This window comes from Lentzea sp. NPDC055074 (assembly GCF_053608005.1).
The window spans coordinates 1-19,521 of the sequence record NZ_JBSGUQ010000040.1 but is presented as its reverse complement, the minus strand read 5'-3'; the positions used below and the strand labels follow the sequence as shown (position 1 = coordinate 19,521).

The following is a 19,521-nucleotide window of genomic DNA, read 5'->3' as shown; positions in this document are numbered from 1 at the left end:
AATAACCGGTTGCCCTTTAGACACCCCTCTTTGCATGCAGCAAGAGCTGTGGCGCGACTCGTGATGGGACCCCACCGCCCCTAGCTCTTGCTGAAGACGGCTCGCCTTCGGCATCGCGGGACTGTCAGACCCCCTGAGTACGTTTTGGTGCGGGGGGTTCTCAAATCAAGGGGACGCCTGCATCAGCCTGCTACTTCACCCTGCGGCGGTATGCCAGCGTTGCCGCTACCGCTCCTGCCAGGGCTCCTGCTCCCAGGACTGACGGGACGCCGATCTTGGCCGCTTTGCGGCCCGTTCTGAAGTCTCGGATCTCCCAGCCCTTTCGGCGGGAGATCTCGCGCAGTTGTGAGTCCGGGTTCACCGCCACCGCTGTGCCCACCACCGAGAGCATCGGGACGTCGTTCGACGAGTCCGAGTAGGCGGTGCAGCGGCGCAGGTTCAGGCCCTCTTTCGCTGCCAGTGAGCGGACTGCCTGTGCTTTTGCCTTGCCGTGCAGGAGGTCGCCCACCAGGCGGCCCGTGTACACGCCGTCCTCTGATTCCGAGACCGTGCCCAGGGCTCCGGTCAGGCCCAGGCGGCGGGCGATGATCTGGGCGAGTTCTACCGGGGTGGCGGTGACCAGCCAGACTCGTTGGCCCGCGTCCAGGTGCATCTGGGCCAGGGCTTGGGTGCCCTTCCAGATGCGGTCGGCCATCAGCTCGTCGTAGATCTCCTCGCCCAGGGAGACCAGTTCGGCGACGCTTCTGCCCGAGACGAAGGACAAGGCCTGTTCGCGGGAGGCTTTCACCGACTCCGGGTCTTCTCGGCCGCCCACTCGGAACTTCAGCTGCTGCCAGACGAAGCCCGCGAGGTCCGAGGACGAGAAGTACTTGCGTGCGGCCAGGCCTCGGGCGAAGTGGAAGATCGACGCGCCCATCATCATCGTGTTGTCCACGTCGAAGAAGGCTGCGGCGGTGAGGTCCGGCGGGACGCTCAGCGACTGTTCGAGCTCCGGCGCCATCGCGGCAGCCTGGATCGCCGCCTCTGCCGATGCCTCGCCGGCTAGTTCGGCCAGCCGGTCGCTCTCCACGTCACGCTTGCCTGCCATGTCCCAAGCCTAGCGATCAGTCCCCCAAACCCGCTGGGAGCTGGTGCAGAAGACGTGGCGCGCGTTTGGTCCCGTATCTTTGGTTACGCGGTGTGTTCGGGTCGACACGGAGCGATGTCCGCCGTTCGGCGTAGCGAAGATGATCTACTTGGGCCATGAGCATGATCATTTCAGCGTTACCCGAGCTTGGTGAGAACTGTGATGCGCTGTCCTGGCGGGCCGAGTTGTTCGATGCTGGTCAGCTTGCCGAGTTGTTCGCTGGTGGCCAGGTCACGGCCGTGCACGATCGGATCGACGAGCAGCTCGAGGAGCTGATCTCCGCTCGGGAGCCCGGACGGGTTCGAACACCCGGGGAGTGGGCCGCGGCCAAGGCCGAGGTGCTCCAGGGACTGGATCCTGTCGATTACGGAACGTGGGCGTTCTACCCCTGGAGTGGGCGGCTGGTGCACGTGCTGCCCCGCGACGAGTTCCGGTTCGTGCGGACCGACCGGAACCGGAACAAGATCACCCGCGCCGAGCAGGAAGAGCTGCTCGGGAAGCGGGTCGCGGTGATCGGGTTGTCGGTGGGCAACAGCGCCGCCGTCACCGCCGCCATGGAGGGGGTCGGGGGGAGTTTCCGGCTTGCCGACTTCGACCGGCTCGGGCTGTCGAACCTCAACCGGTTGCGGACGGGGGTGCACGAGCTCGGTGTCGAGAAGACGGTCCTGTGCGCCCGGCAGTTGTTCGAGCTCGATCCGTACCTGGACGTGGAGATCTGGCGGGCCGGGCTGACCAGCGAGAACCTCGCGGGCTTACTCGACGGGGTGGACCTGGTCGTCGAGGAGTGCGACACGGCCTGGGTCAAGGTCGCGGTGCGGGAGCAGGCTCGGGAGCGGGGGATCCCGGTGCTGATGGACACCAACGACCGCGGGCTGCTCGACGTCGAGCGGTACGACCTGGAGCCTGACCGGCCGTTGCTGCACGGGCGGGTCGGGGACGTCACGGCGGCCGATGTCGCCGGGTTCGACCGGGGCGAGATGGTGCGGCTGATGGTGCAGATGGTCGACGGCACGCGGATCTCTCCCGCGCTCGTGCAGGCCATGGACGAGATCGGGCGCACGTTGAGCAGCTGGCCGCAGCTCGCCTCCGGCACGATGCTCGGGGGTGCTCTCGTCACCGACGCCGCTCGGCGCATCCTGCTCGGGAAGCCGCAGCCGTCCGGGCGCTACTACGTCGACCTCGAGCGGCTCGTCGGCGGTGCGCCATGACGGTGCTCATCGGCCCCAACGTTCGGCTGCGTCCCCTCGAAGACGGTGACTTGCCCGTCTACCAGCGCATTTATGGAAGTCCGGTGCTCACGCGGTACCTCGGCGTCGACCGGATGACGCCCGAGAAGGCCACCGCCGCGTTCTACACACCCACTCCGCGCAAGCTCGTCTTCGCCATCACCTCGCACGACGACGACACGATGGCCGGGATGATCGGGCTCCTGCTGGAGGAGTACGGCAGCAACGCCATGTGCACGGGTCTCGTGATCCTGCCCGGTTCGCCGCTGAAGGGGTGCGGGGCGGAGGCGGGGCGGCTGTTGTTCGCGCACGCGTTCGGGCCCCTCGGCATCCATCGCGTGTGGGCCGGTCATCGGGCCGACCACACGTTGATGGGCGGCGTGATGACCGCCGCCGGCCTCGAACCGGAGGCGACCCTGCGCGAGCTGTTCCGCACGCAGGACCGCTGGCACGACGTCACGACCTACGCCGCCGTCGCCCACCGGTGGCGCGAGCAGGCGTCACCGGAGGAGCTCGCGATCATGCGCGGCGCGGTGCTCAGCCGAAGCTGATGCCGGGCAGCAGCGGGAGCGAGATGCTCGGCAACGGCAGGGGCAGCGGGATCGTGATCCCCGGCTTGCCCGAGGTGGGCGGGGTCGAGGTTCCCGGCTTCGCCGACGGCGCGGTCGACGTGCCCGGCGCCACCGACTGCGTGGGCTGCACGGACGGGTTCACCGAACCGGAGGGCGCGGGCGGGTTCGAGACGCTCGGCTGCACCGAGGACGGCCTGCTGCCCGGTGACGTGCTCGGGTCGGTGACCACGGCGGCGCACTCGTCCCTGGCCGGCAACGGGCCGAGCGGGTCGGACGAACCGCTGATCACGGCGTCGCAGGCCGCGCGGGCCGCCAGGTCGTGGGCTCGCTGGGCGATGCTCGCCAGCAACCACATCGTGGTGTCGGCGTGGGCCCGTGCGTCGTCGGGCAGGCGGGAGCGCAGGGTGCCGAGCTTCACGTACTGGGCCAGCGCCCACTCGTTGAGGGCCGGCAGCGCCGTCTTGTCCGACGACGTGCCGTACGTGGTGAGCTGGCGGGCACCCTCGACCGCGTCGGCGTCCAGGTCGGTCAGTGCCGTGAGCTGGGCGGACGAGTCCGAGGCGCGGTCGGCCAGGGTCTCCATCTCGGTGACCCGGGACGCGGCGAACTCGAGGTGCTTGAGGGCTCGGTCCTCGTCGTCGAACGTCAGGCCGAGCGAAGCGCTCTCGGTGGTGCGCTTGATGCCGTAGAGGGGGTCTCCCGGGAGCGCGTCACGGCTGAGCAGCACGCTCATACCTGCGAGGGACAACAGCAAGCAGAGGACCGCGGCCGCTGCGACTGCCACTCGTGCGCGCGCTCCCACCCGTCTTACCGACGAGAGCACCAATGGCTTCTCGGGTGGGGGCGCCGTGAGCACGCGCTGTTTCATCCGTTCGCGCGTCTCGGCGTCCGGGCCGACGTCCATCCGCCGGAGGAGTTCGACGATCGCGAGGTCCTCAGCGAGGTCGTCGTTCCCTACCGGCTGTGGGCCGCCTTCAACGGCACGGGCGAATCGCTCGTGCTCCGTCTGCCGCCACCGCGGTGTTCTTCCCTTGCCGTCCATCTCAGCCCGAGTAACGAAGTTGATCTGCTTTGGGTTACGCCCCTGCGATCACGATCACCGCAACCAGGACGGGAGGATCTGTGCGAGCCGCCTCACGGCCCGGTGCTGGAGTGCCTTCACGGCGCCCTCGTTGCGGTCCATGAGCTGCGCGACCTCGGACACCGACTTGCCTTCGATGAACCTCAGCACGATGCACTCGCGCTGATCGTCCCCCAACTGTGAGACGCACCGGAGAAGCTCCGCGTTGGTCGCCTCGGTCATGACCTCCTGCTCGGGGCCGCTCGTCTCCTCGCGGTTGTCCTGCAGTTCGGCGGTCGTGACCTCCAGCCGGTAGCGGCTCGACTTCACGTGGTCGTACACGATGTTGCGGGCGATGGTGACGAACCACGCCCCCACGTCACGGCCCTGGTAGCTGACCGAACCGATGCTCCGCAGCGCGCGCAGGAACGTCTCGCTGGTCACGTCCTCGGCGAACGCGCGATCGCCGCCCACCCGGAAGAGGACATAGCGAAAAACCATGTCGACGTAATTGTCGTACAGCACCCCGAACGCCTCGGTGTCACCCTCTTGGGCGGCCTTGACGAGCTGCCACGGCTCGTCTGCGGCGTTGTCGTGCTGACCCCCCGTCATGGTTCGGGTGGTCCTGATCGTGTTCGGTCGTGCCCGCGCGGTCATCGGCTCGCGGCACCTCCACAGAGTCGCCGTGGCGGCAGCATACGTGTTGTTACTCCGTAGTAGGTAGCGGACGGGGTTCCAGGGGTAAGACGAGGGAACCGCTGCTTCATGACGCTCGTCACGCGTGGAAGACTGCTCGAAGCGTCCAGTTGTTCATGAGGAGGCCATGTTGACTTCCGCTCGCAATGTCTCAGATCTGGTCCGTGCTTCGGCACAGCGGGGACCCAGCCACGTCGCCTTGGTCGACGTAGCGAGCGGTAAGAGCCTCACGTGGGAAACCATCGACCGCGCGATCGATGCTTTCGCCCGCCGTTTGGCCGATTCCGGACTCGAACCGGGCGACCGAGTGGCGGTACGGCTGCCCACGAGCCCCGAGTTCGTGGTCGCCGTGTTCGGAATTCTCCGCGCGGGCGGTGTCGTGGTCCCCACCGGCCCCGGCAACCCGCCGCGCGAGCTCCAGCGGATCCTGGCCGACTCCGGTGCCGCGTTGCTCGTCGGCGACGGCGAGGGCTCCGACGCCCAGGTGGTCGAGGTCCCGGACGTCACCGCGACGGCCGACCCGTTCGACGCGGTGCGCGGCGGTGAGGAACTGGCCGTCCTCGGCTACACCTCCGGCACGTCCGGGGTGCCGCGCGGCGCGATGCTGTCGCACCGGGCGTTGCTCGCGAACGTCTCGCAGTGCGCCGCGCTGCGCCCCGCCCCCGTCACGGCGGGCGACCGGGTGCTGCTCGCGCTGCCGTTGTTCCACGTCTACGGCCTCGGCCCCGGCCTGCTGCAGGTCGCGGGCGCCGGCGCCACGGCGGTCCTGCTGGAGCGCTTCGACCCGTCCACCGCCCTGGACGTCATCGAGGAGCACCGCGTCACCACGATGGTCGGCGTGCCGCCCATGTACCGGGCGCTGCTGGCCCACCCCGTGGAGCTGCTGCGCGAGAAGCTGGCGACGGTCCGGCTGTTCACCTCCGGCGCGGCCCCGCTGCCCGCGGGGGTCATCGCGGAGATGCGCGGCGCGATCGGCATCCCGATCTTCGAGGGCTACGGCCTGACCGAGACCGGCCCCGTGCTCACGTCCACGCTGGTCGGCGGCGTGCCCAAGCCCGGCTCGGTGGGCCAGGCGCTGCCCGGCGTCGAGATCCGCCTGGTCGACACGGACGGCTCCGTGCTCGACATCGACGAGGACGAGCCCGGCACCGGTCTGGTGTCCGCGAAGGGCGACAACCTCTTCAGCGGCTACTGGCCCGACGGCGCGCACGGCCCGGACTCCTCCGGCTGGTTCCGCACGGGCGACGTCGGCTTCATCGACGCCGACGGCGACCTGCACCTGGTCGACCGCGCCGGCGACCTGATCATCGTCAACGGCTTCAACGTCTACCCGCACGAGGTCGAGCAGGTCGTCGGCGAGATGGCCGAGGTCCTGGAGGCCGCGGCCGTCGGCGTGCCGGACGAGAAGACCGGCGAGTCGGTGAAGGTCGTGCTCGTGCTGCGCGACGGCCAGGAGCTCAGCTCGGAGGCCGTGGTGGCCCACTGCGCCGCGCGCCTCGCCAAGTTCAAGGTGCCGACGTCGGTCGAGTTCGCCCCGGCCCTGCCGCACTCGCCGACCGGCAAGCTCGCCCGCGCGGTGCTGCGCAAGCCCCTGGGAGCATGAGGGGCATGAGCCACCACGTGACGTTGATGAGCCGGGTGTCGTGCCACTCCTGCGAGGAGGCGGCCGTGGAGATCGAACGGATCTGCGCGGACCTCGGCGCCACCTGGTCCGTCGAGGACGTGGACAGCGATCCCGAGCTGCGGGCCGAGTACGGGGACCGGGTGCCCGTGTTCCTCGTCGACGGGGCCGAGCACGGGTACTGGAAGGTCGAGGAGGACCGCCTGCGGGCGGCCCTCGCCTGACAACTGGTTACCGAGGGCTTACGACCTGAGCGAACCAGGGCGGGGTAGGTGTCGAATGAGAGGCATGAAGCCCGCCAAGGCCGCACTCACCGGACTGCTCGCGCTCATCGCCGCCCTCGCGGCCGGGCACCTGGTGGCGGCCTTCGTCGGCCTGAGCGCCTCGCCGTACCTCGCCGTGGGCAACGCCGCGATCGACCTCACGCCGTCGTGGCTCAAGGACTTCGCGGTCACCACGTTCGGCACCTACGACAAGCTCGTGCTGCTGATCGGCATGGGGATCGTGCTCGCGGCCATCGGCGTCGGAGCGGGGCTGGCCAGCAGGAACAACCCCGCGCCGGGGACGCTCGTGGCCGTGCTGCTCGGGTTCGTGGGCGTCGCGGCCGTCGTGACCAGGCCGGACGTCGGCCAGCTCGCCGTCCTCGCGCCCGTCGCCAGCACCGCCGCGGGCGTCTACGTGTTCCGCTACCTGCACAGGGAGGCCGAGGAGAGCGAGAGCCGGCGCGGGTTCCTGGTCACCGCGGGGCTGTCGGTCTTCGCCGGGGTCGCGGGGCAGCTCTTCGGCGCGCGGACGGACGTCGAGGGCAGCAGGCAGGCCGTCGGCGACCTGACGCCGAAGGTCAAGGCGCCGGAGATCCCGTTCAACGCCGACTTCGTCAAGGACGGCACCCCGAGCTTCATCACCAGCGGCAAGGACTTCTACCGGATCGACACCGCTCTGAGCGTGCCGCGCATCCGGGCCGAGGAGTGGGCGCTGCGCGTGCACGGCATGGTCGAGCGGCCGACGGTGCTGACGTTCGAGGAGATCCGCAGCAGGGACTTGGTCGAGGAGACCGTCACGCTGACCTGCGTCTCCAACGAGGTGGGCGGCCCGTACATCTCGACGGCCAACTTCGTCGGCGTCCGGATCGGCGACGTGCTGCGGGAGGCCGGCGTGAAGGCGGGCGCCGACCAGCTGTTCAGCACCAGCGACGACGGGTTCACGGCCGGCAGCCCGCTCGACTACGTGCTGGAGCGCGGGCTGATCGCGATCGGCATGAACGGCGAACCGCTGCCCGCCGAGCACGGGTTCCCGGCGCGGCTCGTGGTCCCGGGGCTCTACGGCTACGTCTCCGCGACCAAGTGGGTCACCGACCTCAACGTGACTACCTTCGCCAAGGACCAGGGCTACTGGATCCCGCGGGGCTGGGCGACGCGGGCGCCGATCAAGGCGTCCTCGCGCATCGACCGGCCCGGCCGGATGGGCAAGGTCCAGGGCAAGGCCGTGATCGCCGGAACGGCGTGGGCCCAGCCGAAGGGCGTGGCCAAGGTCGAGGTCCGCATCGACGGCGGGCCCTGGCGGGAGACCGAGCTCGCGGCCGACGTCAGCGACACCACCTGGCGCATGTGGAAGATCGAGCTGGAGCTCTCGCAGGGCAGTCACACGGTCGAGTGCCGGGCCACCGACAAATCCGGGTTCACCCAGGACCAGGCGCGCCTGGACCCGGTTCCCGACGGCGCGACGGGATGGCACTCGGTCACCTTCACCGTCGAGTAGGCGCTCACCCCGTAGTGATCATGAACCGAGGAAGCGCTGGTCACGCCCTGTCACCAGCGCTGTGACGCCCGATCACCGACTTTGTGCATGCGTTCACAAGCGGTACGGTGTGAGCATCACCAACGCCGCGGGTCCCTGCGGTGAAGCACACCCGGAGGTCGGAGAGCGTGGCATCACAGCGGGGCGAAGGTGAGACGACCACCACCCCTGCAGAGGCTGCCGACAAGGAGCGCGCCCGCGCGATCCCCGAGGCCGCCGTGGCCCGGCTCGCCGTGTACCTCCGCGTGCTGTCGGGCATGTCCGAGAGCGGCGTCACGGCCGTCTCCAGCGAGGAGCTGAGCCAGGCCGCCGGCGTCAACGCGGCGAAGCTCCGCAAGGACCTGAGCTACATCGGCAGCTACGGCACGAGGGGCGTCGGGTACGACGTCGAGGTCCTCGTCAGCCACATCGAGCGCATCCTCGGCCTCACCCGGAACCACTCCGTGGCCGTCGTCGGCATCGGTAACCTTGGTCACGCTCTCGCGAACTACGGCGGGTTCCCCGGCCGCGGGTTCCCGGTCACCGCCCTCTTCGACGTGGACGCCGATCTCGTCGGAATCCCTGTTGGGGGCATCCCCGTCAACCACATCGACGAGATCACCGCGATCTGTCGCGAGCGCGAGGTGTCGATCGGCGTCATCGCGACGCCGCCACCGGCCGCTCAGTCGGTTTGCGACCGTTTGGTATCTGCGGGCGTCCAGTGCATTCTGAACTTTGCACCAGTTGTCCTTCAGGTTCCAGACAACGTCGAGGTGCGCAAGGTTGACTTGGCGGTCGAGATGCAGATCCTGTCGTTCCACGTCGCTCGACGTGCGGACGAGGCTGCCAGCGTCTCGGTCGGCAACAACGGACTCGGTGTGGACGGGATGGTGATTCGCCCGTGAGCGTGAGCCAGGCGGCTCCGGCAGACGTGGTGAGTGCATGAGCGTGCTCGTAGTCGGTCTGTCGCACCGCACCGCCCCAGTCCCGGTCCTGGAACGCGTCACCGTGGCCGAGCCGGACATGCCCAAGGTCCTCGGTCAGCTGCTCGCCGCCCCCAGCGTCTCCGAGGCGATGGTCCTGTCGACCTGCAACAGGGTCGAGGTCTACGCCGTCGTCGAGTCGTTCCACGGCGGCATGTCCGAGGTCGTCGAGGTTCTCGCGCAGCACGCGCAGATCGAGCCCCAGGCCCTGTACGAGCACTTCTACGTGCACTACGCCGCCGCTGCCGTCGAGCACCTGTTCTCCGTCGCGGCCGGTCTCGACTCGATGGTCGTCGGCGAGTCCCAGATCCTCGGCCAGCTTCGCGGTGCGTACGCGGCGGCGGACGAGGCGGGCACCGTCGGCAAGACCGTCCACGAGCTCACCCAGAACGCCCTGCGCGTCGGCAAGCGCGTGCACACCGAGACGGGCATCGACCACGCCGGCGCGTCCGTCGTGTCCGAGGCCCTCGGCGACGCGGAGGCCCACCTGAGCACGCTCGTCGGCAAGCGCGCGCTGCTCGTCGGCGCCGGTGCCATGGGCGGCCTGGCCGCCGCCCACCTGCGCCGGGCGGGCATCGGCGAGGTCGTCATCGCGAACCGGACGCAGGCCAACGGTGTGCGTCTCGCCACGTCGCTGAAGGCCGAGGGCGTCCCCGCGATGGCCGTCGACCTCACCGCGCTGGCCGTCGAGATCGACCTCGCGGACATCGTCTTCGCGTGCACCGGGTCGGTCGACACGGTCGTCCGCGCGGACATGATCAGCAAGCGCTCGCGGCCGTTGGTCGTGTGCGACCTGGGCCTGCCCAAGGACGTCGACCCGGCCGCGGCCGAGCTGCCGAACGTTCGTGTGGTGGACCTGGAAACGTTGCAGCGCCGCCTCTCCGACGCGCCCGCCGGCCAGGACACGCGCCTGGCCGTCCAGCTCGTCGCCGGCGAGGTGAAGGCCTACCTCGCGGGCCAGCGGTCCGCCGAGGTCACGCCGACCGTCACGGCCCTGCGCAAGCGGGCCGCCGAGGTGGTCGACGCCGAACTGCTCCGTCTTGATTCGCGACTTCCCGAACTGGACCCCGCGACACGCGGTGAATTGGCCAAGACGGTGCGTCGCGTTGTAGACAAGCTCCTGCACACGCCGACCGTCAGGGTGAAGGAGCTCGCCTCCGCCCCTGGTGGTACCGGCTACGCGGAGGCTCTCCGCGAGCTGTTCGGGCTCGACCCCCAGTCGCCTGGGGTTGTCAGTCAGACCAAGTCTTCTGTGGATGGTGAAACGCGGTGACCCGCACCCTACGGATCGGTACCCGAGGCAGCGCACTGGCGCTCGCGCAGACGGGGACCGTGGCCGAGTCGCTGAAGGCTGCCGGAGCACAGGTCGAGATCGTCGTCATCAAGACGCCGGGCGACCTCTCCGACGCGCCCATCGCGCAGATCGGCATCGGCGTCTTCACGTCGGCTCTTCGTGACGCGCTCGCGAACGACGAGATCGACGTCGCCGTCCACTCCTACAAGGACCTCCCGACCGCGCCGGACCCCCGTCTGACGCTCGCGGCCGTGCCCCAGCGCGAAGACCCGCGCGACGCCCTGGTGGCGCGCGACGGTCTCACGCTCGGCGAGCTGCCGCCGGGGTCCACTGTGGGCACCGGATCGCCGCGGCGCGCGGCCCAGCTGGAGGCCCTCGGCCTCGGGCTGAACATCGTTCCGTTGCGCGGCAACGTGGACACGCGGATCGGCAAGGTCCGCAACGGTGAGCTCGACGCGGTGGTGCTGGCTCGCGCCGGCATCTCGCGCCTCGGCCGCACGAGTGAGATCACCGAGAACCTGGAGCCCATCCAGATGCTTCCCGCACCCGCACAGGGTGCGTTGGCAGTCGAGTGCCGGGTCGACGACGTCGACGCCGAGCACCTGATCCAGTCCACTTTGGACGATTCGGCCAGCCGGGCCGCTGTGACCGCCGAGCGCGCCATGCTGGCCGCACTCGAGGCGGGCTGCAGCGCGCCGGTCGGCGCGCTGGCCGATGTGGTGGAAGACCTCGACGACGAGGGCAAGGTCGTGTACCGACTTTCCCTGCGCGGGGTCGCAGCGACGCCGGAGAACGATCTCCTCCGCGCGTCCGCCACCGGTGACTTGACCGAAGCTGAGGGACTCGGCCGTGCGCTGGCCGCCGAGTTGCTCGACCTCGGGGCCGCCGTTCTCAGCGGTCCAGAGGCGTAATCGATGGGGAGTGCCCTGATGACCCGCGCACGCAAGACCCCCGGACGCGTCGCCTTCGTGGGCTCCGGCCCCGGCGACACCGGGCTGCTCACGGTCCGGGCCCACGACTTGCTCACCAGGGCTGAACTCGTGGTCACCGACCCGGACGTCCCCGCGGACGTCCTCGCGACCGTGCCCGAGGGAGTCGAGGTCCGCCCCGCTGTCGGCGAGGCCGCCGACGTGGCAAAGGACCTGGTGACCGAGGCGAAGAACGGCTCGACCGTCGTTCGCCTCGTCGCCGGTGACCCGCTCACCCTCGACTCGGTCGTGAAGGAAGCGCAGGCCGTCGCGAAGTCGACGATCCCGTTCGACGTCGTCCCCGGAGTGCCCTCGGGCACCGCGGTGCCGGCGTACGCGGGTGTCGCTCTCGGTGGCGTGCACACCGAGGTCGACGTGCGCGCCGTGACGGACTGGGCGGGCCTCGCGGCCGCGCCCGGCACGCTGGTGCTGCACGCGACCGGCTCGCACCTGGCCGAGGCCGCGTCGAACCTGGTCGAGAACGGCCTCGCGCCGCAGACCCCGGTCGCCGTGACCGCCGAGGGCACCGGCTTCCAGCAGCGCACCATCGACACCACGCTGGCCGCGGTCGCGGCCGACGCCGGTGAGATGGGCGGCCCGCTGGTCGTCACCGTCGGTGCCGCCGCCGCCAACCGCTCGAAGCTCTCCTGGTGGGAGTCGCGGGCGCTGTACGGCTGGCGAGTGCTGGTCCCGCGGACCAAGGAGCAGGCCGGCGCGATGTCCGAGCGCCTGCACTCGCACGGCGCGATCGCCGTCGAGGTGCCGACGATCTCGGTCGAGCCGCCCCGCAGCCCCGCGCAGATGGAGCGCTCGGTCAAGGGTCTCGTCGACGGCCGCTACCAGTGGGTCGTCTTCACCTCGACCAACGCCGTTCGCGCGGTGTGGGAGAAGTTCCGCGAGTTCGGCCTGGACGCCCGTGCGTTCTCCGGTGTGAAGATCGCCTGCGTCGGTGAGGCCACGGCCGCGAAGGTGCGCTCGTTCGGCATCATCCCCGAGCTCGTGCCGTCCGGTGAGCAGTCGTCCGAGGGTCTCCTCAACGACTTCCCGCCCTACGACGACATCCTCGACCCGGTCGACCGCGTGCTGCTGCCGCGGGCCGACATCGCCACCGAGACGCTGGCCGCGGGCCTGCGCGAACGTGGCTGGGAGATCGACGACGTGACGGCGTACCGCACCGTGCGTGCGGCCCCGCCGCCCGCCGACACCCGCGAGATGATCAAGTCCGGTGGCTTCGACGCGGTGTGCTTCACCTCGTCGTCGACCGTGCGGAACCTGGTCGGCATCGCGGGCAAGCCGCACGCCCGCACGCTCGTCGCGTGCATCGGCCCGCAGACCGCCGAGACGGCGCGGGAGTTCGGCCTCCGGGTCGACGTGCAGCCCGAGGAGGCGAACGTGCCCGCGCTGGTCGACGCGCTGGCCGCCCACGCCGCCCGGTTGCGCGCCGAGGGAGCCCTTCCTCCCCCGCGCAAGACCAAGCGTCTGCGCAGGAGCTAGAACACACTGAAGCCGTCGGGGCCACTCAAGATCCTTTGAGTGGCCCCTTCGACTCTCTCCGTCAGGGAGTCAGAGATGTACCCACTTCACCGGCCGAGGCGTCTGCGCACGACGCCCGCCATGCGCCGCCTCGTGTCCGAGACCGAGGTGCGCCCCCGTCAGCTCGTGCTGCCGATGTTCGTCAAGGAAGGCGCGTCGGAGGCTGCCGAGATCAGCAGCATGCCGGGTGTCTTCCAGCACACCCGTGACTCGCTGCGCAAGGCCGCGGTCGAGGCCGTGCAGGCAGGGGTCGGCGGCATCATGCTGTTCGGCGTCCCGGCCGTGCGCGACGCCGTCGGTTCCGGTGGCACCGACCCGGACGGCATCCTCAACGCCGCGCTGGGCGACCTGCGCGCCGAACTGGGCGACAGCACCGTCCTCATGTCGGACTGCTGCCTCGACGAGTTCACCGACCACGGCCACTGCGGCGTGCTCGCCGCCGACGGCAGCGTGGACAACGACGCGACCCTCGAGGTCTACGGCGAGATGGCCGTGGCCCAGGCCCGCGCCGGTGCCCACGTCGTCGGCCCGAGCGGCATGATGGACGGCCAGATCGCGTTCATCCGCAACGCTCTGGACACCGCGGGCCTGCAGGACACCGGCATCCTCGCGTACGCGGCCAAGTACGCCTCGGCGTTCTACGGCCCGTTCCGCGACGCCGTCGAGTCGCAGCTCGCGGGAGACCGCAAGACCTACCAGCAGGACCCGGCGAACGCCCGCGAGGCGTTGCGCGAGGTGCAGCTGGACCTCGCCGAGGGCGCGGACATGGTCATGGTCAAGCCCGCCCTGCTGTACCTGGACGTGCTGCGCGCGGTCGCCGAGATCTCGGACGTTCCCGTTGCGGCGTACCAGATCTCGGGCGAGTACGCGATGATCGAGGCCGCTGCCCGCAACGGCTGGATCGACCGCGAGCGTTCGATCCTGGAGTCGCTCACGTCCATCCGTCGCGCGGGCGCGGACATCGTGCTCACGTACTGGGCAGTGGAAGCCGCCCGGTGGCTGGATCGGTAACTCCGCCCCCGAAGCTGATCGACGTCGCGCGCTGGTTGTGGATCGCCAGTGCGTGCGTCGGCATGCTGCGGTTCCTCGAACAGCTCCTCGACCGCGAGATGCTCGTCGCCGAGGTGCGGCGCCAGAACCCTTCGATGGGGCAGGACCAGATCGACGCGAGTGTCAACGGTGGTGTCCTCTTCGGACTGCTGATCGCCGTCGTGCTGGTGGTCGCGTACACGCGGCTGGCGAACGCGATGGCGCGCGGCCGCAACTGGGCCAGGATCGTGCTGACCGTGCTCGGTGGCGCGTCCGTCGCGTTCGGACTGTTCCGTTTGGTCGCCTGGGCCAGTGGGGTCGCGGCGTCGCTCGGGGTCGAGATGCGGCCGGTCGACCTCGCGGTGACCGCGGTCACCACCGTGCTCGACGCGTGCGCGATCGTGCTGATGTACCGGGTGTCCGCGCACTTCAGGAAGAGGGTCGCGGTGGACACCGCGACCCGGCCGTCCTAAGTTCGCGACCGTGACGTCTCCGAAGGAATCGGGCACCCCCGGCAAGATCACGGCTGGTTACTGGGTCGTCGTCGCCGGCGCGGTGCTCACCGTCCTGGCCGCGTTGTCCGTGCTGGTGCTCAGGCAGGCCATCATCGACGCCAACGTCCAGGCGAACACCGATCCGGCGAGGACGGTCGAGACGATCACCCGGGACGTCGACCTCACGTGGATCTCGGCGCTCGCCGGTTCGCTGCTGATCGGTGGTCTCGCCGTGTGGTTCGCCCGCAAGGCGAAGGCGGGGGCGAGGAAGAGCCGCACGTCGCTGATGATCACCGTGCTGCTCGGGTTGTTCTACCAGCTCACCTTCAGCCCGCTCGGCGTCATCGGCGCGCTGGTGGGGATGGTCGGTCTCGCGTTCTTCTACCTCCGGGAGTCGACCGAGTACCTGACCGAGAGCGAGCAGGCGGCGTGAAGTACGACGACCAGGACCAGCCGTGGACCGTGCGCGTCGCGGTCGGACTGTGGCTCGCGATCGCCGTCTTCGTCCTCTTCACCACCGCCGGGTTGTGGTTCCAGCGCGGTGAGGTGCAGCGGCTGACGGACTGGTCGTCCGGGCAGGTCACGAGCTTCCTCGGCACCTTGACGGCGGTCGCGGTGATCTTCGTGGTGGCCTACGCGTGGCTGACGCGACTGTTCCTGAAGCGCCGGAACTGGGCGCGGATCGCGTTGTCGTTCATCGCGGTCGTCCACATGATCTGGATCCTGTTCGTGGGGGTCAGCGCGTCGAGTTTGGTCACGTTGCTGCTCATCTGCCTCGCAATCGTCTTCACGTGGCAGGCGCGTACGGCACAGTGGCTGGCGGAGGTGCGTGAGCAGTGAGCAACCCGCAGGACCCGAACCCCTGGCAGCCGAACGCGGACGCCCCGCAGGAGCCGCAGGCGCAGTACAGCTCGCAGGCCGGGACGTACGAAGTGACCGCGGTGAACAACATGGGCCTGCCCATGCCTCCCGCGCCGGAGCCGGCACCGCCGCTCGACCACGCGCAGTGGCAGAACCCGGCGGCCTATCCGGGTGTTCCCTCGGCCGGTGGCCAGTACCAGGTCAACCAGGTCGCGAACTCCGGTTACGTGATGCCGCCGCTCTCGCCGGTGCTGCCGCACGAGATGGCGCCGCCGCGGCCGGCCACGATCACCGCGGCGATGTGGATCTGGATCGCGGCCGCCGTGCTCTCCGTGGCCGTGCTGCCCGTGATGCTGCTCGCCAACGCCGACTTCTTCCTCACCCAGGACAGCATCGTCACCGAGGAGGACCGGCAGGCCGCCGATCTGGGAGTGCGGGCCATGGCGGTGATCTTCGGGTTCGTGATGCTGGTCGCGGCCGCGCCGTACGTCGCGTTCGCGGTCGTGCTGCGCAACGGCCAGAACTGGGCGCGCATCCTGCTCACGATCCTCGCCGTGCTCGGGTTCCTGACGATGATCGCGATCATCTTCGTGTCGATCGGTTCGGACGTCTGGCAGCCGAGCGTGGCGATCAGCATCGTCGTGATCGGCCTGACCATCGCGGCCGTCGTGCTGCAGTTCCTGCCGGCGTCGAACAGGTACGTCCGCTAGTGCTCTACCGCGAGTCCGGCAGCAGCTGGTGGCCGCTCCTGTGGGGCCCGGCGTTCGCGGTCGCCGGGTACCTGGTCGAGTTGGTCACCGGCCCCGCGTCCGTGGCGCTGTGGTCGATCGTGGGACTCCTGCTGACGCTCTGCGCGGTGGTGTGGGTGAACCTGCGGGTCAAGACCGGGAGCATCGAGCTCACGGCCGAGGACGCCCGGTTCGGGCGGGAGAAGCTGCCGGTCGCGATGATCGAGGCCTGTCAGGACGTCGGCGCGCCCACCGGGGCGAAGGTGCTCGGGGGCGGCTGGTCGGTGCCCAAGGGGACGACCTCGGTGCCGCTGCGGCTCGTCGACGGCACGGTGGTGCTGGCGTGGGCGCGCGATCCGGAAGCCTTCCTCGCGGCGTTGCGGCGGGTCGTGAGAAGGTGAGCGACGTGACAGAGGCCGTGACTGAGCCGGAGTCGGACACCGTCGTGGAGGAGCCCGAGCAGGCGCCGCCCGCCGGTCCCGGTCTGCACCAGCCCAAGCGGTGGCTCATCGCCGCGGGCGAGGTCGTCGCGATCGTCCTGCTGGTGATCGCCGCGGTGTGGTGCTGGAACCGCGGCGTCGTGCGCCTCGAGTACCCGCTCGAAGGTCGTGAGCCGCTGATCTCGACCCGTCTGCACGGCAACTGGCTGGGCACGGCCGCGGCCGCCGCCACCCTCGCCGTGGTCCTCGCTCTCGACGCGGTGAGGCAGATCATGCTGGCCGTGCGCGCCCGGCCGCAGAAAGCCGCCGACTCCGACATGTGAGACTGGGGTACGTGACTGCGAGTCGATCCCAGGCCCTGTTCGAGCGCGCGTCGACGCTGACCCCCGGCGGGGTCAACTCTCCGGTGCGGGCGTTCCACTCCGTCGGCGGCACCCCGCGTTTCATGGTGCGCGGCGAGGGTCCGCACCTGTGGGACGCGGACGGCAACCGGTACGTCGACCTGGTGGCGTCGTGGGGCCCGATGATCCTCGGGCACGCCCATCCCGCCGTCGTCGAGGCCGTGCGGAAGGCCGCCGGGCAGGGTCTGTCGTTCGGGACGCCGACCGAGGGTGAGATCGAGCTCGCGGCCGAGCTGATCGACCGCGTCGAGCCGGTCCGCCAGGTCCGCCTGGTCAACTCGGGCACCGAGGCCACGATGAGCGCGATCCGCCTCGCCCGCGGCTTCACCGAGCGCCGCAAGGTCATCAAGTTCGCCGGCTGCTACCACGGCCACGTCGACGCGCTGCTCGCCCAGGCGGGCTCCGGCGTCGCGACCCTGGGCCTGCCGTCGTCCCCCGGCGTCACGGGCGCGCAGGCCGAGGACACGATCGTCCTGCCGTACAACGACGTCGAGGCGGTGCGCGCGGCGTTCGCGGAGAACCCCGGCGAGATCGCGTGCGTCATCACCGAGGCCGCGGCGGGCAACATGGGCGCGGTCGCGCCCGGCCCCGACTTCAACGCCTCGCTGCGCTCGATCTGCGACGCCGACGGCGCGTTGCTGATCATGGACGAGGTCATGACCGGCTTCCGCGTCTCGCGCGCCGGGTGGTTCGGCCTGGAGCGCGTGCCCGGCGACCTCTACACGTTCGGCAAGGTCATGTCCGGCGGCCTCCCGGCCGCGGCCTTCGGTGGCCGCGCGGACGTGATGGCCCGGCTGGCGCCGTCCGGCCCCGTCTACCAGGCCGGCACGTTGTCCGGTAACCCCGTCGCGGTGGCTGCTGGTCTCGCGTCCCTGCGCGCCGCCGACGAGGACGTGTACCGCGCGTTGGACCGCAACGCGACCCGGCTGGGCGCGCTGTTCACCGCCGCGCTGACCGAGGCGGGCGTCGAGCACCGCGTGCAGTTCGCTGGGAACCTGGTGAGCGTGTTCTTCGGTTCTGACGAGGTGAAGGACTACGCGGGCGCGCAGGCCTGTGAGACGTGGCGCTTCCCGCCGTTCTTCCACGCGCTGCTGGACCGAGGCGTGTACGCGCCGCCTTCGGCGTTCGAGGCCTGGTTCGTGAACGCCGCCATGGGTGAAGAGGAGTTCGCCGTGATCGCCGACGCGCTGCCGCATGCGGCTCGTGCTGCCAAGGAGGCCCGCAAGTGAGCCGCACCGTCGTCCACCTGCTCCGTCACGGTGAGGTGCACAACCCGACCGGGATCCTGTACGGGCGCCTGCCCGGCTTCAAGCTGTCCGAGCGCGGGCAGAAGCAGGCTCTGACCGTCGCCGAGCACCTCGCCGACCACGACATCGTGCACGTCGTGGCATCGCCGTTGGACCGGGCTCAGCAGACTGCCGCTCCGATCGCCGACTCGCATCGGCTGGAGCTGGCCACCGATGAGCGGCTGATCGAGGCCGACAACCAGTTCGAAGGGTTGAAGGTCGCTGTGGGGGACGGGGCTCTGCGGTCTCCTCAGCACTGGTCGAAGCTCGTGAATCCGTTCCGGCCTTCGTGGGGCGAGCCCTACATCGAGATCGCTCATCGGATGATGGGGGCCGTGCAGAAGGCTCGTGCCGCAGCCGAGGGGCACGAAGCCGTTTGTGTCTCGCATCAGTTGCCCATTTGGACTGTGCGGCGGTTTCTCGAGGGCAAGCGGATGTGGCACGACCCGCGTCGCCGGGAGTGTTCGCTGGCTTCCCTGACCTCGTTGATTTTCGACGGGGAGCAGTTGGTTCGGATTGCCTACTCCGAGCCTGTTGGGGCCACCAATCCTCGGGTGACCGGGGCATGAAGCGGTTGCTTGTTCTGGTGTTGTTGTTGGCTGGGTGTAGTACTGGGAAGGATGCTGCTTCTGTTGGGGCCGGGGATTTTTATCTCGTTGCTCCTGGAGGGCAGGTCGAGATCCGGTATCCGGTAGCTGAGCGGAAGTTGTTGAAGGGGCTCGAGGGGGAGTCTCTTCTCGAGGATGGCAAGGTCGTCCGGCTGGCTGACTTCGCCGGGAAGCCTGTTGTGATCAACATTTGGGGGGCCTGGTGTGGGCCCTGCCGTACCGAGGCACCTGAGATGCAGAAGTTGTTCGATTCTGGGGTTCAGGTGCTCGGGGTTGATGTCAAGGAGACCTCCAAGGATCATCCTCGGGACTTCATGAAGGATCGGAACCTCACGTATCCGTCCATCTATGATGCTTCGGCTCGTAGCTTCATCAATGTTTTTCGTGGGGTTCCTGCCAATACTGTGCCTTCTACGTTTGTCGTGGACAAGAACCACAAGGTTGCTGCTGCGTTCTTGGTGCCTGTGTTGGCTTCGGATTTGCAGGCTGTTTTGGACGAGTTGGCGAAGGAATAGTCTGACCTGGTCCGTTGCGTTCCCCGGTTGCGTTCCCCGGTTGCGTTCCCTGGTTGCGTTCCCCGGTTGCGGGCGGCCAGGTTGCGTTGCGTGCTTTCCCTGGGGGCTCTGCCCCCAGACCCCCGGCAATCTGATCAGGGGGCCAGCGCTGCCGGTGGGTAGATGGCACGCCTGTTGCTTAGAGCGGCTGCCTGTTGATTTGAATGGTGGCGTCGGCGGTGGGGTCCCATCACGAGCCGAGCCAAGAGCGGGCCACATGCAAAGAGGGGTGGGGACAAGAAGAAAAAAAGGTAGAAATTAAAAA

General features: G+C 69.4%; 22 protein-coding genes. 19 read left to right on the top strand and 3 right to left on the bottom strand.

Annotated features, from left to right (window positions below; genetic code table 11):
• Positions 1 to 190: 190 nt before the first annotated feature.
• Complete coding sequence (locus ACWF7A_RS43820; RefSeq protein WP_452256381.1) at positions 191 to 1,087, bottom strand: HAD family hydrolase; 897 nt, start codon at positions 1,085 to 1,087, stop codon at positions 191 to 193.
• A 278-nt stretch (positions 1,088 to 1,365) separates the two neighbouring features.
• Between ACWF7A_RS43820 and ACWF7A_RS43815 the strand changes: the two genes are divergently transcribed.
• Together ACWF7A_RS43815 and ACWF7A_RS43810 are read left to right on the top strand one after the other, a co-directional pair.
• On the top strand, positions 1,366 to 2,334 hold the full coding sequence (locus ACWF7A_RS43815; protein ID WP_452256380.1) for a ThiF family adenylyltransferase: 969 nt from the start codon (positions 1,366 to 1,368) through the stop codon (positions 2,332 to 2,334).
• Positions 2,331 to 2,903: a GNAT family N-acetyltransferase gene (locus ACWF7A_RS43810; protein WP_452256379.1), complete on the top strand. Its 573-nt coding sequence runs from the start codon at positions 2,331 to 2,333 to the stop codon at positions 2,901 to 2,903. Before ACWF7A_RS43815 ends, ACWF7A_RS43810 begins: the two co-directional genes overlap by 4 nt.
• Here the strand turns inward: ACWF7A_RS43810 and ACWF7A_RS43805 are convergent.
• Positions 2,890 to 3,657 carry a DUF5667 domain-containing protein gene (locus tag ACWF7A_RS43805; RefSeq protein WP_452256378.1) on the bottom strand — a complete coding sequence of 256 codons (768 nt, stop codon included), beginning with the start codon at positions 3,655 to 3,657 and terminating at the stop codon, positions 2,890 to 2,892. The two genes, ACWF7A_RS43810 and ACWF7A_RS43805, sit on opposite strands and share 14 nt — an antisense overlap.
• A gap of 363 nt (positions 3,658 to 4,020) precedes the next feature.
• Positions 4,021 to 4,596, bottom strand: a complete 576-nt coding sequence (locus tag ACWF7A_RS43800; protein ID WP_452256377.1) for a sigma-70 family RNA polymerase sigma factor — start codon at positions 4,594 to 4,596, stop codon at positions 4,021 to 4,023.
• Positions 4,597 to 4,807: 211 nt separating this feature from the next.
• Here ACWF7A_RS43800 and ACWF7A_RS43795 point away from each other — a divergent pair, with 211 nt between their 5' ends.
• From ACWF7A_RS43795 to ACWF7A_RS43715, 17 genes are all read left to right on the top strand, one after another.
• Positions 4,808 to 6,283, top strand: coding sequence for an AMP-binding protein (locus ACWF7A_RS43795; RefSeq protein ID WP_452256376.1), 1,476 nt, complete (start codon positions 4,808 to 4,810; stop codon positions 6,281 to 6,283).
• 5 nt (positions 6,284 to 6,288) lie between these two features.
• On the top strand, positions 6,289 to 6,525 hold the full coding sequence (locus ACWF7A_RS43790; protein WP_452256375.1) for a glutaredoxin family protein: 237 nt from the start codon (positions 6,289 to 6,291) through the stop codon (positions 6,523 to 6,525).
• A 64-nt stretch (positions 6,526 to 6,589) separates the two neighbouring features.
• Positions 6,590 to 8,059 carry a molybdopterin-dependent oxidoreductase gene (locus ACWF7A_RS43785; protein ID WP_452256374.1) on the top strand — a complete coding sequence of 490 codons (1,470 nt, stop codon included), beginning with the start codon at positions 6,590 to 6,592 and terminating at the stop codon, positions 8,057 to 8,059.
• Positions 8,060 to 8,226: 167 nt separating this feature from the next.
• The gene (locus ACWF7A_RS43780; protein ID WP_189159028.1) at positions 8,227 to 8,982 is read left to right on the top strand and encodes a redox-sensing transcriptional repressor Rex; all 756 of its coding nucleotides are present in this window, start codon (positions 8,227 to 8,229) and stop codon (positions 8,980 to 8,982) included.
• Positions 8,983 to 9,019: 37 nt separating this feature from the next.
• On the top strand, positions 9,020 to 10,333 hold the full coding sequence (locus ACWF7A_RS43775) for a glutamyl-tRNA reductase (RefSeq protein WP_452256373.1): 1,314 nt from the start codon (positions 9,020 to 9,022) through the stop codon (positions 10,331 to 10,333).
• Positions 10,330 to 11,265: a hydroxymethylbilane synthase gene (gene hemC, locus ACWF7A_RS43770; protein WP_452256372.1), complete on the top strand. Its 936-nt coding sequence runs from the start codon at positions 10,330 to 10,332 to the stop codon at positions 11,263 to 11,265. Before ACWF7A_RS43775 ends, hemC begins: the two co-directional genes overlap by 4 nt.
• 18 nt (positions 11,266 to 11,283) lie before the next feature.
• A complete protein-coding gene (locus ACWF7A_RS43765) occupies positions 11,284 to 12,816 on the top strand; it encodes a uroporphyrinogen-III synthase (protein ID WP_452256371.1) in 1,533 nt (510 codons plus the stop codon).
• 75 nt (positions 12,817 to 12,891) lie between these two features.
• Entirely contained in the window at positions 12,892 to 13,866 is a 975-nt protein-coding gene (gene hemB, locus ACWF7A_RS43760; RefSeq protein ID WP_452256370.1) for a porphobilinogen synthase, read from the top strand.
• The gene (locus ACWF7A_RS43755; protein WP_452256369.1) at positions 13,851 to 14,357 is read left to right on the top strand and encodes a hypothetical protein; all 507 of its coding nucleotides are present in this window, start codon (positions 13,851 to 13,853) and stop codon (positions 14,355 to 14,357) included. The genes hemB and ACWF7A_RS43755 overlap by 16 nt, the downstream gene beginning before the upstream one ends.
• Before the next feature lie 10 nt (positions 14,358 to 14,367).
• Complete coding sequence (locus tag ACWF7A_RS43750; protein ID WP_452256368.1) at positions 14,368 to 14,811, top strand: hypothetical protein; 444 nt, start codon at positions 14,368 to 14,370, stop codon at positions 14,809 to 14,811.
• Positions 14,808 to 15,218, top strand: a complete 411-nt coding sequence (locus ACWF7A_RS43745; RefSeq protein ID WP_452256367.1) for a hypothetical protein — start codon at positions 14,808 to 14,810, stop codon at positions 15,216 to 15,218. Before ACWF7A_RS43750 ends, ACWF7A_RS43745 begins: the two co-directional genes overlap by 4 nt.
• A complete protein-coding gene (locus tag ACWF7A_RS43740) occupies positions 15,215 to 15,949 on the top strand; it encodes a hypothetical protein (protein ID WP_452256366.1) in 735 nt (244 codons plus the stop codon). The genes ACWF7A_RS43745 and ACWF7A_RS43740 overlap by 4 nt, the downstream gene beginning before the upstream one ends.
• The gene (locus ACWF7A_RS43735; RefSeq protein WP_452256365.1) at positions 15,949 to 16,368 is read left to right on the top strand and encodes a DUF3093 family protein; all 420 of its coding nucleotides are present in this window, start codon (positions 15,949 to 15,951) and stop codon (positions 16,366 to 16,368) included. The genes ACWF7A_RS43740 and ACWF7A_RS43735 overlap by 1 nt, the downstream gene beginning before the upstream one ends.
• A 5-nt stretch (positions 16,369 to 16,373) precedes the next feature.
• Positions 16,374 to 16,730 (top strand): hypothetical protein, encoded by a 357-nt coding sequence (locus ACWF7A_RS43730; RefSeq protein WP_452256364.1) that lies wholly within the window; start codon positions 16,374 to 16,376, stop codon positions 16,728 to 16,730.
• A gap of 11 nt (positions 16,731 to 16,741) precedes the next feature.
• Entirely contained in the window at positions 16,742 to 18,037 is a 1,296-nt protein-coding gene (gene hemL, locus ACWF7A_RS43725) for a glutamate-1-semialdehyde 2,1-aminomutase (RefSeq protein ID WP_452256363.1), read from the top strand.
• On the top strand, positions 18,034 to 18,663 hold the full coding sequence (locus tag ACWF7A_RS43720) for a histidine phosphatase family protein (RefSeq protein ID WP_452256362.1): 630 nt from the start codon (positions 18,034 to 18,036) through the stop codon (positions 18,661 to 18,663). The genes hemL and ACWF7A_RS43720 overlap by 4 nt, the downstream gene beginning before the upstream one ends.
• The gene (locus ACWF7A_RS43715; protein ID WP_452256361.1) at positions 18,660 to 19,217 is read left to right on the top strand and encodes a TlpA family protein disulfide reductase; all 558 of its coding nucleotides are present in this window, start codon (positions 18,660 to 18,662) and stop codon (positions 19,215 to 19,217) included. Before ACWF7A_RS43720 ends, ACWF7A_RS43715 begins: the two co-directional genes overlap by 4 nt.
• The last annotated feature ends 304 nt before the right edge of the window (positions 19,218 to 19,521 follow it).

What these genes read in the sequence shown, in the direction of transcription:
- ACWF7A_RS43820 (WP_452256381.1), bottom strand. Translation starts at nt 1,087, where the DNA reads ATGGCAGGCAAGCGTGACGTGGAGAGCGACCGGCTGGCCGAACTAGCC.
- ACWF7A_RS43810 (WP_452256379.1), top strand. Translation starts at nt 2,331, where the DNA reads ATGACGGTGCTCATCGGCCCCAACGTTCGGCTGCGTCCCCTCGAAGAC.
- ACWF7A_RS43805 (WP_452256378.1), bottom strand. Translation starts at nt 3,657, where the DNA reads ATGAGCGTGCTGCTCAGCCGTGACGCGCTCCCGGGAGACCCCCTCTAC.
- ACWF7A_RS43800 (WP_452256377.1), bottom strand. Translation starts at nt 4,596, where the DNA reads ATGACGGGGGGTCAGCACGACAACGCCGCAGACGAGCCGTGGCAGCTC.
- ACWF7A_RS43795 (WP_452256376.1), top strand. Translation starts at nt 4,808, where the DNA reads ATGTTGACTTCCGCTCGCAATGTCTCAGATCTGGTCCGTGCTTCGGCA.
- ACWF7A_RS43790 (WP_452256375.1), top strand. Translation starts at nt 6,289, where the DNA reads ATGAGCCACCACGTGACGTTGATGAGCCGGGTGTCGTGCCACTCCTGC.
- ACWF7A_RS43785 (WP_452256374.1), top strand. Translation starts at nt 6,590, where the DNA reads ATGAAGCCCGCCAAGGCCGCACTCACCGGACTGCTCGCGCTCATCGCC.
- ACWF7A_RS43775 (WP_452256373.1), top strand. Translation starts at nt 9,020, where the DNA reads ATGAGCGTGCTCGTAGTCGGTCTGTCGCACCGCACCGCCCCAGTCCCG.
- ACWF7A_RS43765 (WP_452256371.1), top strand. Translation starts at nt 11,284, where the DNA reads ATGACCCGCGCACGCAAGACCCCCGGACGCGTCGCCTTCGTGGGCTCC.
- hemB (WP_452256370.1), top strand. Translation starts at nt 12,892, where the DNA reads ATGTACCCACTTCACCGGCCGAGGCGTCTGCGCACGACGCCCGCCATG.
- ACWF7A_RS43715 (WP_452256361.1), top strand. Translation starts at nt 18,660, where the DNA reads ATGAAGCGGTTGCTTGTTCTGGTGTTGTTGTTGGCTGGGTGTAGTACT.